The organism is Burkholderia sp. 22313 (genome assembly GCF_052045245.1).
Lineage (GTDB): Bacteria > Pseudomonadota > Gammaproteobacteria > Burkholderiales > Burkholderiaceae > Burkholderia.
This window is the reverse complement of the sequence record NZ_JBQEON010000031.1, coordinates 77,910-90,714: the sequence shown is the minus strand read 5'-3', so window position 1 is coordinate 90,714 and position 12,805 is coordinate 77,910. Positions and strand designations below refer to the sequence as shown.

General features: G+C 63.7%; 11 protein-coding genes and 1 tRNA gene. 3 read left to right on the top strand and 9 right to left on the bottom strand.

Translation table 11 applies throughout. The features are described from left to right. Window positions 1-2,264 (bottom strand): type VI secretion system Vgr family protein (locus ACTJKF_RS23775; protein ID WP_440626629.1); only part of this gene is annotated, 2,264 nt, incomplete at its 3' end. A gap of 366 nt (window positions 2,265-2,630) precedes the next feature. Here ACTJKF_RS23775 and ACTJKF_RS23770 point away from each other — a divergent pair. Beyond that, on the top strand, window positions 2,631-3,431 hold the full coding sequence (locus tag ACTJKF_RS23770) for a transporter substrate-binding domain-containing protein (protein ID WP_440626628.1): 801 nt from the start codon (window positions 2,631-2,633) through the stop codon (window positions 3,429-3,431). Between the two features lie 88 nt (window positions 3,432-3,519). On the opposite strand, the gene ACTJKF_RS23765 is transcribed toward ACTJKF_RS23770, so the two are convergent. Then, a complete protein-coding gene (locus ACTJKF_RS23765) occupies window positions 3,520-3,723 on the bottom strand; it encodes a hypothetical protein (RefSeq protein WP_440626627.1) in 204 nt (67 codons plus the stop codon). Window positions 3,724-4,267: 544 nt separating this feature from the next. Here ACTJKF_RS23765 and ACTJKF_RS23760 point away from each other — a divergent pair. Next, window positions 4,268-6,121 (top strand): beta-galactosidase, encoded by a 1,854-nt coding sequence (locus ACTJKF_RS23760; RefSeq protein ID WP_440626625.1) that lies wholly within the window; start codon window positions 4,268-4,270, stop codon window positions 6,119-6,121. Between the two features lie 76 nt (window positions 6,122-6,197). Here ACTJKF_RS23760 and ACTJKF_RS23755 read toward each other — a convergent pair. The 7 genes from ACTJKF_RS23755 to ACTJKF_RS23725 all read right to left on the bottom strand — a co-directional run bounded on the left by ACTJKF_RS23755 (window position 6,198) and on the right by ACTJKF_RS23725 (window position 11,335). Further along, window positions 6,198-6,273 (bottom strand) — tRNA-Thr (locus ACTJKF_RS23755). Between the two features lie 19 nt (window positions 6,274-6,292). Further along, entirely contained in the window at window positions 6,293-6,814 is a 522-nt protein-coding gene (locus ACTJKF_RS23750) for a ClpXP protease specificity-enhancing factor (RefSeq protein ID WP_440626636.1), read from the bottom strand. Between the two features lie 71 nt (window positions 6,815-6,885). Then, the gene (locus ACTJKF_RS23745) at window positions 6,886-7,497 is read right to left on the bottom strand and encodes a glutathione S-transferase N-terminal domain-containing protein (protein WP_006400565.1); all 612 of its coding nucleotides are present in this window, start codon (window positions 7,495-7,497) and stop codon (window positions 6,886-6,888) included. A 93-nt stretch (window positions 7,498-7,590) separates the two neighbouring features. After that, on the bottom strand, window positions 7,591-8,349 hold the full coding sequence (locus ACTJKF_RS23740) for a cytochrome c1 (RefSeq protein WP_440626622.1): 759 nt from the start codon (window positions 8,347-8,349) through the stop codon (window positions 7,591-7,593). Between the two features lie 21 nt (window positions 8,350-8,370). Next, window positions 8,371-9,753, bottom strand: coding sequence for a cytochrome b (locus ACTJKF_RS23735; protein WP_440626621.1), 1,383 nt, complete (start codon window positions 9,751-9,753; stop codon window positions 8,371-8,373). Beyond that, window positions 9,750-10,370 carry a ubiquinol-cytochrome c reductase iron-sulfur subunit gene (gene petA, locus ACTJKF_RS23730; RefSeq protein ID WP_440626619.1) on the bottom strand — a complete coding sequence of 207 codons (621 nt, stop codon included), beginning with the start codon at window positions 10,368-10,370 and terminating at the stop codon, window positions 9,750-9,752. The genes ACTJKF_RS23735 and petA overlap by 4 nt, the downstream gene beginning before the upstream one ends. A 218-nt stretch (window positions 10,371-10,588) precedes the next feature. Then, window positions 10,589-11,335, bottom strand: a complete 747-nt coding sequence (locus ACTJKF_RS23725) for a Nif3-like dinuclear metal center hexameric protein (protein ID WP_440626617.1) — start codon at window positions 11,333-11,335, stop codon at window positions 10,589-10,591. A 21-nt stretch (window positions 11,336-11,356) separates the two neighbouring features. On the opposite strand from ACTJKF_RS23725, the gene ACTJKF_RS23720 reads away from it, so the two are divergent. Further along, window positions 11,357-12,562 carry a Do family serine endopeptidase gene (locus ACTJKF_RS23720; RefSeq protein ID WP_440626616.1) on the top strand — a complete coding sequence of 402 codons (1,206 nt, stop codon included), beginning with the start codon at window positions 11,357-11,359 and terminating at the stop codon, window positions 12,560-12,562. The last annotated feature ends 243 nt before the right edge of the window (window positions 12,563-12,805 follow it).

The following is a 12,805-nucleotide window of genomic DNA, read 5'->3' as shown; positions in this document are numbered from 1 at the left end:
TCCGACTGCGCCTGGATCTCGACCTTGCCCTTGCCCGCGAACAGCTTCATCCCCGCGTTCTGCACGAACAGGCTCAGCTTCTGCCCGATGCTGCCGATCAGCGACTTGCCCGCCGCGACATGCACGCTCTGCCCGCTCGCAATATTCACGTGATCGTTCGCGACCATGTGCAGCGACTGCTGCGTCGACATCCCGATCCCCGACGGGCTGCCGAACAGCATCACCGGTTCCTTGAACGCATTCGCGCTGCCCGTGCCGCCGCCTGCCGTGCGCCCGCCGGACGCGCTGCCCGACGCACTGTCCTGCGTCGCGTCGGTGAACGCGCGCATCGTGTCGTGTGCGTCCTTGAGGCTTTCCGCCTGATGCTGCTCGCTGGCACCCGACATCGCCTCAACCAGGCTCTCGCCCGTCACGAGCTGCTGCTGCGCTTCCTTCACGTCGAGCGGCTGGCTGTTCGGCGCTTTCGGATGAGTCGTGACGTACAGGCCCTGACTCGCCCGCACCGCGCCATACGCATCCGAGCGCAGATCGAAACCACTGCCCAGATACGACCCACGCGAATTGCCGTTCTGGTCGATGAGGTAACCGAGATGCAGCAGGCTGTTCCCGCTGCTGCTCATCAGCTGCACCCGGTTCTGCCCGGTCGCGTCGTCCATCACGAGATGGTTGTAGCCGCTGCCCGAATACTCCTTCGATCGATACCCGGACAGAATCCCGTCGCTATGCCACTGCGGCTGGTTCGCGCCGTTGTACACGCGCCCGACCGCCAACGGCCGGTCGCAATCGCCGCCGACATAATCGATCAGCACTTCCTCGCCGATCCGCGGCACATGCACGCCGCCGTAGCCGCCCCCGGTATCCGACTGCACGACGCGCACCCAGCACGACGCGTTCTCGTTGCCCGGGTTCAGGCGGTCCCACACGAACCGCACGCGGATCCGGTTCAACTCGTCCGTATAGACTTCCTCACCCTGCGGCCCGACGACGAGCGCCGTCTCGAGATGCATCTTCGGCTTCTCGTGTTCGAACGGGCTGCGATACGGCACATTCACGCGCTGCGCCTCGACTTCGACGAGGTAGAAGCCGACCGAACCGTCGTCATGCGGCACGCGAAACGCGGGATCGGCACCGTAGCCCTCCTGCGCTTGCGTCAACGCTTCGCGCAGGCTGTACGGAAAGTCCGCGCTGCTGCTCGCCACCGGCAGGTTGTTCTCGATCCACCAGTCGACGCCGATTGCCGCGAACTCGCGCTGGTCGGCCGGATCGCGATCGTGTTCGGGATGATCCGACAGCGTGAAACGCCGGCCGGCATCGATCGCCCGCACGCCGCCCGCGCCATGAAAGCGCTTCGCGTGCGATTCCCACTCCTCCATCCGCACCTTCGTCAGATGGTCACCGCGCGTCTGGTCCAGATACGTGTAAGCACCGGTGTACTCGTAGACTTCGAGCTGGTCGGGCAACTCACCCTGACCGCCCATCGTTGGCAGCGTCGTGCCCTTTGGATTCGACGGCTGCGACGGATTCTTGTAGTCGAACGTGCGTGTCGTCCGTGTCACGCTCTGCAGCGTGCGCGAGCCCGACCATTGCGTGAACGCATCGGCTTCGCTCACCGCGCCGCCGCGATAGAAGCGCACGGTTTCCGGCGCCAGCGGCGCGAACGCCTGCAGGTTGTCGGTGATCACGAGCGTATGCGACTTGCCGTCGTCGGCCTGCTGCCATGTGCTGTAGAGACCTTCGCTCTCCATCAGCCGGTGCACGAAATGCCAGTCGGTATCGTGCTGCCGCGTGTACGAACGGCTCGGCAGCGGCTGCGAAAGCGCGAAGCGGAAATGCCCCCGCGCCTGCGGATGCTGGTTCAGCACGTCGCTGATGATCTGGTCGACGGTCGTGTCGTTCCAGAGCCGCTGGTCGCGACGAAACTTCAGGAAATGGGTGAAATCGGCGAACGTGAGCTGATAGGTCGTGAGCCCGCCGTCGGCGCCGAGGCGGCGCGCGGTATGCACGTAGCCGTTGACCGGCCGGTAGCGGCGATCGCCTTGCTGGATCCACAACGTGACCGGTTGCGCGATCAGCTTTTTAAGTTCCAGATCGCTATCGACCGACAGCACGTCGAGCGTGAATTCGTACGCGCGCCCGATGCGCGAGCGGCCGACCGCCCGCTGCACGGTCAGCACGTTGGCGCCCAACGGCGTATCGAGCTTCAACAGCCGGTCCTGCTGAAGCAACCCGCCGCGCAATGCGGCAACAGTGTTCTGCATGTTCATGGCAACGGCCTTTTCTTCTTTTGACGCGCCCTCGGATGGCGCGCTGTGCGATTTCGCTCGCGCGATTTTACAGACAAATTACGACGCGAATCGAGAAAATGACCTGATTTAAAAGAGCGTATTTTTAGGCGTATTCGGAACGGCCCGGACAAACGGTTCGAACACCTGTTCGGCACTGACGAGCCACGTCGCCACGCTATGCAGCCCACCCGCCGCGCACCGAAATCGATTGCAATCAGGGCCAATTCGACTTCCGGCACGGACCGGTTGCGAGTAGTGTCTACGTGCCCGTATTCCGGCCCGGCCCGGCCCGGGCACGATCGATGCCCGGCGCTCGATTACCACACTGAAATCTGGAGATCTGCGATGAAACGTTCGAAGTTCCTGCTGTCGGGCCTGCTGCTGGCGTCGGCCCTCGGTTTCACGGCCGTCGCCGCGCACGCGGACGATCTGCTCGACTCGGTGAAGAAGGCGGGTGTGCTGCGCGTCGGCCTCGAAGGCACGTATCCGCCGTTCAACTCGCGCGGCACGTCGGGTCAGCTCGAAGGCTTCGACGTCGATGTCGCGAACGCGGTCGCCGGCAAGCTCGGCGTGAAGACGCAGTTCATCCCGACCGAATGGAGCGGCATCATCGCCGGCCTGCAGGCCGGCAAGTTCGACGTGATCGTCAACCAGGTCACGATCACGCCGCAGCGCAAGGAAGTGCTCGACTTCAGCGAGCCGTACACGTACTCGGCCGCGCAGTTGATCCAGCGCAAGGACGACACGCGCAACTTCAAGTCGCTCGACGATTTCAAGGGCAAGAAGCTCGGCGTGACGCTCGGCACCAACTACGATCAAATGGCGCGCACCGTGCCGGGCATCGAGGTGCAGACGTATCCGGGCGCGCCGGAAAAGCTGCGCGACCTCGCCGCCGGCCGGATCGAGGCGACGCTCGACGACCGCCTGATGCTGCCGTACATGATCAAGACGTCGAACCTGCCGCTGCGCGCGGGCGCGGTGCTGAACGGCGGCAAGCAGGAGATGGCGATCCCGTTCCGCAAGGGCAATCCGAAGTTCGAGAAGGCGATCAACGATGCGCTGGATTCGCTGCGCAAGGAAGGCACGTTGAAGAAGATCTCGATGCACTGGTTCGGCAGCGACGTGACGGTGCCGGTCGCGCAGTAAGCGGTTCGCCGCGCTTTCATTGTGTCACGCCCTTCGCTGCGGCGAAGGCGTGACGCGCCTCTCCCGCTCGCTTCGCTTTCCGCTTCGCTCAGGCCGCTTCGTCGAAGCGCGCCAGCAGCATCTGGCCGATCGGCGTCAGCGCCGGACGTGCGGCCACCGCATTCACGCGACCCTGCGTATCGTCGACCAGCCGCTTCTCGACGAGCACGGCGAACGCCGGGTTCGCCAGGTCGACGCTGTCCGGTGCGCGAGCAATGCGCAACAACATCGAAAATTCGTGCGGACTCAACATGGTCCTTGTCTCCTGATCGTCCGCGATCCAGCTCAATCGGCGTCGATCGTGTTTTCGAATGGAATGGTGCGATGCATCGTCGATGCGCTGTCGGGAGCGAGATCCCGGTTGACCGCTGCGCGACGCGGGCACGGCGTCGCGGGCGGGTTACGCATGCCCGGTCGCGACGATGTCGCCGCGGCGGGAACGTGCAACCTTAGGGGCGCCGCGTGACGCGGGCGTGACAGGGAAACGGGGGACAACGTCGTGCTGCATGCGCGGATTGCACGGCGCAGCGCACGGGGTGCGCGTTCCCTTTCCGCCGTTCTTCCCGGCGTTGTCGGCCAACGCACCCGCCGGCGTTGAAAACCCGCCGACGCCCCTTCGTCCGCGATCCGACCTCAAAAGCAGGTTCGTAAGATAATGTTTCGAAATTGAAAGGCGAACCAGGGCCGGTTCGACCAGAAAAACAATAAGCGGACTATAAGTGTTGAACAGACGGAATTTTTTGATGGCAGCGGCGCTGATGCCGCTGCTCGGGGCATGCGGCCGTGACAAGGCGACCATGAAGTTTGAACCACGACGGATTCTTGCCGGACCGACGCCGAACGATGGCAGCCACCACACGCTGACGTTCGGTGATGACGGCATCACGTTTCTGCTCGACGGCAAACCGTTCCAGATTCGCAGCGGTGAAATGCACCCGGCGCGGATCCCGCGCGAATACTGGCGGCATCGGATCCAGATGGCGAAGGCGATGGGCATGAACACCATCGCGGTGTACGTCATGTGGAATTTTCACGAGACGGCCGACGGCACGTTCGACTTCGAAACCGGCGAACGTGATGTCGAGGCGTTTATCGCGCTCTGCCAGAGCGAAGGTATGTGGGTGCTGCTGCGCCCCGGCCCGTACATCTGCGGCGAGTGGGACCTGGGCGGAATCCCGGCGCACCTGCTCGCGCACGACGACATCCAGCTGCGCGTCGGCTCGCACCGCGACCCGCGCTTCATGGCCGCGGCGAGCAAGTACATCGCCGAGCTGGCGGTGCGCGTACGCCCGCTGATGTCGGCGAACGGCGGGCCGATCCTGCTGCTTCAGATCGAGAACGAGTACGCGAGTTACGGCAACGACGTCGCGTATCTCGACGAGATTCGCCGCGCATGGGTCGGCTGCGGCATCGCCGGGCCCTTTTTCACCGACGACGGCGTCGCGCAACTCCAGGAAAACCGCACGGCACTCGACGGTTGCGTGATCGGCCTGAGCGGACCGAAGGCACACGACATCGCCACGATCCGCGAACAGTTTCCGGGCGCCACCGTCATGGGCGGTGAAGTCTACCCGGGCTTCTTCACGCATTGGGGCGACCGGAAATTCCAGGGCACCGACGCCGACATTTCACGCGAACTGGCCGACTTCATGAAGTACGGTCTCTCGTTCAGCCTCTACGTGATCCACGGCGGCACCAGCTTCGGCTTCATGGCCGGTGCGAATCTGGACCGCGAGACGGGCGAATACCAGCCGGACATCACCAGCTACGACTACTTCGCGCCGATCGACGAGCAAGGCCGGGCAACGGAGAATTTCGCGCGCTACCGCGAACTGATCCAGGCGCACCTGCCCGACCCGTTGCCGCCGGTGCCGGCTGCACCGCCGACGCTCGACCTCGACGGCGACCATGCGCTGAACCCGTATCTGTATGCGTCGCTGTGGGACAACCTGCCGCCCGCGATTGCGAGCGCCGCTGCGCCGCGGCCGATGGAGGCACACGGTCAAGCGTCCGGCTTCGTGCTCTACCGCCACGGCGAGCTGGCGCGGTCGGGCGGCACGCTGGCCGCGCGCGGCGTGCACGACTATGCAACCGTCTTTGTGGACGGTTCGTATGCGGGAGCCATCGCGCGACCGACGATGCCGCACTATCTTGCCGACGGGCTGGGTGTCGTGCGAGACGGCGACGACATCGCGCTGCCGGATGGCGGAACGACGCTCGAACTGCTCGTCGAAGGCATGGGCCGGGTCAATTACGGTGACGATCTGATCGACCGGAAGGGCATCACGGCGACCGTTCGGCTCGGTGAGCAACCGCTGCAAGGATGGGACACGTATGCGCTGCCGATGGACGCGGCGTACATCGCGGGCCTGCAGCCGCGCTGCACGGATCCGCTGCGGCCCGGGCTGTTCTACAAGGCGACGCTGATGCTCGATGCCGCCGGCGACACGTTTCTGGACATGCGCGACTGGATCAAGGGCGTCGTATGGGTCAACGGGCACAACCTCGGCCGGTACTGGAACGTCGGGCCGCAGTTCCGGCTGTTCTGCCCTGCGCCGTGGTTACGCCGCGGCTATAACGAAGTGGTGATTTTCGACCTGCACCAGACGACGCCGAAGCCGATCGCGCTGCGCTCGACACTGGTCGGTTGATCACGCCGAGCACGCGGAAGGCGCGTTGAAAACACAAAGGGGCTACGCAAACATCGCGTAACCCCTTTGCTGTATTTGGTGCCGGCTGCAGGACTCGAACCCGCCACCTGATGATTACAAATCAACTGCTCTACCAGATGAGCTAAGCCGGCGTAAGCGCGAGATTCTACCTCATTTCACGATCTTGAGGCGAGGTCTGCTGCCGCCTTTCGAGCCATCGCCGTCGGTTTTCGGCGGTTCGTCGGCACCTTCGGACGGTTCTTCATTCGCACCATGGTCGGCAACCGGCGCCAGCACGACAGGCGACTCGTCGCGCTGCGCATCGTCGGCCTGCACGGCATCGTCTTCGAACGCACCCGAATCCGCGCCCTCACCCGCGACAGCATCGACCTGGAACGCCATCCCCTGCCCGTTTTCCCGTGCATAAATCGCAAGCACGTTGGCCACCGGAATCTCGATCTTGTGCGCCTTCCCGGAGAACCGGGCGGTGAACTCGATCCACTCGTTACCCATCTGCAGCTGGCTCGTCGCCTCGAAGCTGATGTTGAGCACGATCTCGCCGTCACGCACGAACTGACGCGGCACCCGCGTCGAGTTGTCGACCCTCACCGCGATATGCGGCGTGTAACCGTTATCGGTGCACCACTCGTACAGCGCGCGCAGCAGATAAGGCTTCGTTGAAATCTCTTGCATCACAATCCTCGAACCCGGAGCAGGCACGCGGCACGCCGCGCCGCCCGCTCCGTCATGCACTCATTGCACCATCAACGACGCATGACCTTTTCGGACGGCGTCAGTGCTTCGATATACGCCGGACGGCTGAAGATCCGCTCGGCATACTTCATCAGCGGCGCAGCATTCTTCGACAGCTCGATGCCGTAGTGATCCAGACGCCACAGCAGCGGCGCGATCGCGACGTCGAGCATCGAGAATTCTTCGCCGAGCATGTACTTGTTCTTCACGAAGATCGGCGCGAGCTGCGTCAGGCGATCGCGGATCGCGAGGCGTGCCTTCTCGTGGTTCTTCTCCGCTGCCTTGCCCTTCTCGTTCTCGAGCGTGCTGACGTGAACGAACAGCTCCTTCTCGAAGTTGAGCAGGAACAGGCGTGCACGGGCGCGCTGCACCGGGTCGGCCGGCATCAGTTGCGGGTGCGGGAAGCGCTCGTCGATGTATTCGTTGATGATGTTCGATTCGTACAGGATCAGGTCGCGCTCGACCAGAATCGGCACCTGACCGTACGGGTTCATCACCGAGATGTCTTCCGGCTTGTTGAACAGGTCGACGTCACGGATCTCGAAATCCATGCCCTTCTCGAACAGCACCAGCCGGCAACGCTGGGAGAACGGGCAAGTTGTGCCGGAATACAGAACCATCATATTTGCGTTTCCTCAAAAAAGCCGAGGGCCGGAACGCGGCGCAACCCCTTTCACGGGTTCCGCCTTGCACCGGCCCCACGCCGTCAGGCGTGTTTACTTGATATCTTTCCAGTACGCGGCATTGAGCCGCCAGGCCAGGAAAGTCAGGACACCGAGAAAGATCAGCACCCACACGCCGAGGCGTTTGCGGGTCTGCTGGGCCGGCTCGGACATCCATGTCATATAGGCCACCAGGTCGGCTACCGCAGCATCATAATCCGGCGGCGACAACGTCCCCGGCGTGACCTGCTGGAAGCCGACGAGCACGTGGGTCTTCTCGCCCGTCTCCTCGTCCGTCTGGTCTTCGAATTTGGCGGTGCGCTGCCCCTGCAGTTGCCACAATACATGGGGCATGCCGACGTTCTCGAACACCGCGTTGTTCCAGCCGGTCGGCCGCGTATCGTCGCGGTAGAAACTCCGCAGATACGTGTACAGCCAGTCGCGGCCGCGCGCCCGCTCCTCGACCGACAGGTCGGGCGGCGTCGTGCCGAGCCAGTTCTTCGCGTCTTCGGGCCGCATCGCGACGGACATCGTGTTGCCGACCTTGTCGGTCGTGAACAGGAGATTCTTTTCGATCTCCTTCTGGGATATGCCCAGATCCGTCAGACGGTTGTAGCGCATCAGGTTCGCGCTGTGGCAGTTCAGGCAATAGTTTACAAACAATTGCGCGCCGTGCTGAAGCGAAACGAGATTTTCCGTGTTATCGGGCGCCCGGTCGAGCGGAAAATTACCTTCCGCGCGCACGGCCGGCGCCGCCAGCAGCGCCACGGCCGTCGCCCCGATCAGCGCGAGCATCGAAAGCAGTTTCTTCATGTCGTTCTCTCCTCGCTCACGTTAATGGGGCTTGAAGCGCACCCGCTCCGGCGGCTGCTTGAACGTGCCAAGCGGCGTCCAGACGGGCATGCCGAGGAAGAACGCGAAGTAGATCAGCGCGCAACACTGCGCGATCAGCGTCGCGGCCGGCGATGGCGGCCGTGTGCCGAGGAACGCCAAGGTCAGGAACGCCGCGACGAAGATCCCGAGGAACACCTTGTGGAACAGCGGCCGGTAGCGGATCGACTTCACCGGGCTGCGGTCGAGCCACGGCAGGAAGAACAGCGTGATCACCGCCGACCCCATGACCACGACACCCCAGAACTTCGATTGCGTCAGGAACATGAACACGACGATCGCCGCGGCCAGTACCGGCAGGCCGACCTTCCACTTGCCGCGCGCCCGGATCAGCGCGAGCACGCCGAGCAGCGCGATCACGATCATCAGCACGATCTTGAACGGGTCGGTGGTCGCGCGCAGCATCGCGTAGAACGCGGTGAAGTACCAGACCGGCGCGATCTCCGGCGGCGTCTGCAGCGGGTTCGCCGGCACGAAGTTGTTCGACTCGAGGAAGTAGCCGCCCATCTCCGGCGCGAAAAACACGATCAGCGCGAACACCATCAGGAACACGCAGACGCCGAAGAAATCGTGCACCGAGTAGTACGGATGGAACGGGATGCCGTCGAGCGGAATGCCGTTCGCGTCCTTCTTCGCCTTGATCTCGATGCCGTCCGGGTTATTTGACCCCACTTCGTGCAGCGCGACGAGGTGCGCGATCACGAGGCCGACCAGCACAAGCGGAATCGCGATCACGTGGAACGCGAAGAAGCGGTTCAGCGTGACGTCGGACACGACGTAGTCGCCGCGGATCCACAACGACAGGTCCGGACCGACGAACGGAATCGCCGAGAACAGGTTCACGATCACCTGGGCGCCCCAGAACGACATCTGGCCCCACGGCAGCAGGTAGCCGAAGAACGCCTCGGCCATCAGGCACAGGAAGATCGCACAACCGAAGATCCACACGAGCTCGCGCGGCTTGCGGTACGACCCGTACATCAACCCGCGGAACATGTGCAGGTAGACGACGACGAAGAACATCGAGGCACCGGTGGAGTGCAGGTAGCGGATCAGCCAGCCCCATGGCACCTCGCGCATGATGTACTCGACCGACGCGAACGCGAGCGTCGAGTCGGGCTTGTAGTTCATCGTCAGGAAGATGCCCGTGACGATCTGGTTGACGAGCACCAGCAGCGCGAGGGAGCCGAAGAAGTACCAGAAATTGAAGTTCTTCGGCGCGTAGTACTCGGAAACGTGCTTCTTCCAGGTGGACGTGAGCGGGAAGCGCTGGTCGATCCAGCCGGTGAGACCTGTCGTGGAGACTTCCTTGTTGTCGGCCATCACGCTTCTCCTTTCTCGTCCTTGCCGATCACGACGGTGGTTGCCGACGTGAACATGTAGGGCGGGATGTCGAGATTCTGAGGCGCCGGCTTGTTCTTGAACACACGGCCGGCGAGGTCGTAGGTCGAACCGTGGCACGGGCACAGGAAACCGCCCGGCCAGTCGTCCGGCAGGTTCGGCTGCGGCCCCGGCGTGAAGCGTTGGCTAGGCGTGCAGCCGAGGTGCGTACACACGGCCATCACGACGAGAATGTTCTTGCGATCGGCCCGCGAGCGATATTCGTTCGCGCAATACGCGGGCAACGGCATCGAATACGGGGATTTCGTGGTCGGATCGGCCACTTCCTTGTCGGCCTTGACGACGTCGGCCAGCATGTCGTCGGTGCGGTTCAGGATCCAGACCGGCTTGCCGCGCCACGGCACGGTGACCATCTCGCCGGGTTTCAGGCCGCTGATGTCGACCTCGACCGGGGCTCCGGCCGCTTTCGCTTTCGCGGACGGCGCAAGCGACGCCGCGAAAGGTATGACGGTGGCTACGCCTCCCACGCCACCTGCTACGGATGTCGCAATCAGCCAGGTACGGCGGCCGCTGTCGACGCGTTTTTCTTCCTTGTCTCGCATCACACGCCCCACTTCTGAGTTGGATTTTCCGTCACGACTTTCCATTCCGCCGCTAGTTTGCTCGAATGGAGCCGCCATTTACAAGGCCCGGAGATGAAAATCCCTTCGAAGTCGTTGATAGTTAAGGGTTTTCCCCCACTATCGGAGCGATTAAATCATTTCACTTTTAAGCATTCACTACATTGTGAAATTTCGATGCGCTGCCGCAAAACCTGGCTTCAGACCGGATTATGAATATCGATAAAAAGGTGTTCGATATCGAATTCTTCGGACAAGTGGCGGCCCAGCGCCTGGATTCCGTAGCGTTCGGTCGCATGGTGCCCTGCCGCAACGAACGCGACGCCGCTCTCGGCCGCCGCGTGCGTGACCGGTTCCGACACCTCGCCGGTCAGGAACACGTCCGCACCCGCATCGATCGCCGCATCGAAATAGCTCTGCGCAGCGCCCGTGCACCACGCGATGCGGCGCAACTGCCTATCCGAATCGCCGAGCACGAGCGGCGTGCGGCCCAGCGTGCGCTCGACCTTCGCGACGAAGTGTTCGAGCGTGACGGGCATCGGCAGCGTGGCCATCCAGCCGAGGTCGCCGTCGCCGAAACGCTGCTCGCCGATCAGCCCGAGCTTGTCGCCGAGCTGCGCGTTGTTGCCGAACTCGGGGTGCGCGTCGAGCGGCAGGTGGAACGCGAACAGGTTCAGGTCGTTCGCGAGCAGCAGCTTCAGGCGCTGGTACTTGCGGCCGGTGATCTGCGGTGCCTCGTTGCGCCAGAAATAGCCGTGATGGACGAGCACCGCATCCGCGCCCCATTCGAGCGCGGCTTCGAGGAACGCGACCGATGCCGTCACGCCGGTGGCGATCTTTTCGATCTTGCGGCGCCCCTCGACCTGCAGGCCGTTCGGGCAATAGTCCTTGAAGCGCGCGGTTTCAAGGGTATTGTTCAAGTACAATTCGAGTTCGATCCGATCCATATAAACCTCTAATCCATTCAGATGCTTAAACGCTTCTGGCTGTTCTTCGCGCAGGCGGTAACCGTACTGCTCGCGCTGATGTTCATCGTCGTGACGCTCAAGCCGCAATGGCTGCAACGGCAAGGACAGCTCGGCAAGCAGCTCGCCACGCCGATCGTCGCGCTGCGGGAAGTCGCGCCGGGCATCGGCGGAGCACCGGCGACCACGTCGTACGCCGAGGCCGCGCAAAAGGCGATGCCCGCCGTCGTCAACGTATTCTCCAGCAAGGACGGCTCGCTGCCGCCCGATCCGCGCGCGAAGGATCCGCTGTTCCGCTACTTCTTCGGCGACCGCAACGCGCGCAAGCAGCAGGACGAACCGGCCGCCAACCTTGGCTCCGGCGTTATCGTGAGCCCTGAAGGTTACATTCTAACGAACCAGCACGTCGTGGACGGCGCCGACCAGATCGAAGTCGCGCTCGCCGACGGGCGCACGGCCACCGCGAAGGTGATCGGCAGCGACCCCGAAACCGACCTCGCCGTGCTGAAGATCAACATGACGAACCTGCCGACCATCACGCTCGGCCGTTCGGACCAGTCGCGGGTCGGCGACGTCGTGCTCGCGATCGGCAACCCGTTCGGCGTCGGCCAGACGGTCACGATGGGGATCATCAGCGCGCTCGGCCGCAATCACCTCGGCATCAACACGTTCGAGAACTTCATCCAGACCGACGCGCCGATCAACCCCGGCAACTCGGGCGGCGCGCTGGTCGACGTGAACGGCAACCTGCTCGGCATCAACACGGCGATCTACTCGCGCTCGGGCGGCTCGCTCGGCATCGGTTTCGCGATACCCGTATCGACGGCGCGCACCGTGCTCGAAAGCATCATCACGACGGGCTCGGTCACGCGCGGCTGGATCGGCGTCGAGCCGCAGGACGTCACACCGGAAATCGCCGAGTCGTTCGGGCTCCAGCAGAAGTCGGGCGCGATCGTCGCGGGCGTGCTGCAAGGCGGCCCGGCCGACAAGGCCGGCATCAAGCCGGGCGACATCCTCGTGACCGTGAACGGCGAGGACATCACCGACACGACGAAGCTGCTGAACACCGTCGCGCAGATCAAGCCGGGCACGCCGACCAAGGTGCACGTCGTGCGCAAGGGCAAGGAGTTCGACGTGAACGTCGTGATCGGCAAGCGTCCGCCGCCGCCGAAGCAGACGCTCGACGAGCAGGACAGCGAGTCCGAGTGACGCTTGGACGGCGGGCGCGTCCGCGCCGCCTGCAGGCCGCAGCCGGAATGCAAAAGGGCAGCCGATCTGGCTGCCCTTTTGCTTGGAATCGACGATCCTTCTTCACGGTGAAGCTGCGTTCGCCTTCCCCCTTGACCCCTTCACCATCTGCGCCGTCCTGTCGCTTGCCTCGCCGCGACGTTGCGGCGAGCGCGCATCGACGGCGGCCATCCACATCCAGCCGGCCGCCGCGCGCGGCTGCGG

Bases quoted from the DNA above. Each gene is read 5' to 3' on its own strand.
- ACTJKF_RS23765 (WP_440626627.1), bottom strand. From the start codon at position 3,723: ATGTTGAGTCCGCACGAATTTTCGATGTTGTTGCGCATTGCTCGCGCA.
- ACTJKF_RS23745 (WP_006400565.1), bottom strand. From the start codon at position 7,497: ATGATGGTTCTGTATTCCGGCACAACTTGCCCGTTCTCCCAGCGTTGC.
- petA (WP_440626619.1), bottom strand. From the start codon at position 10,370: ATGCGAGACAAGGAAGAAAAACGCGTCGACAGCGGCCGCCGTACCTGG.
- ACTJKF_RS23760 (WP_440626625.1), top strand. From the start codon at position 4,268: ATGAAGTTTGAACCACGACGGATTCTTGCCGGACCGACGCCGAACGAT.
- ACTJKF_RS23740 (WP_440626622.1), bottom strand. From the start codon at position 8,349: ATGAAGAAACTGCTTTCGATGCTCGCGCTGATCGGGGCGACGGCCGTG.
- ACTJKF_RS23770 (WP_440626628.1), top strand. From the start codon at position 2,631: ATGAAACGTTCGAAGTTCCTGCTGTCGGGCCTGCTGCTGGCGTCGGCC.
- ACTJKF_RS23750 (WP_440626636.1), bottom strand. From the start codon at position 6,814: ATGCAAGAGATTTCAACGAAGCCTTATCTGCTGCGCGCGCTGTACGAG.
- ACTJKF_RS23725 (WP_440626617.1), bottom strand. From the start codon at position 11,335: ATGGATCGGATCGAACTCGAATTGTACTTGAACAATACCCTTGAAACC.
- ACTJKF_RS23720 (WP_440626616.1), top strand. From the start codon at position 11,357: ATGCTTAAACGCTTCTGGCTGTTCTTCGCGCAGGCGGTAACCGTACTG.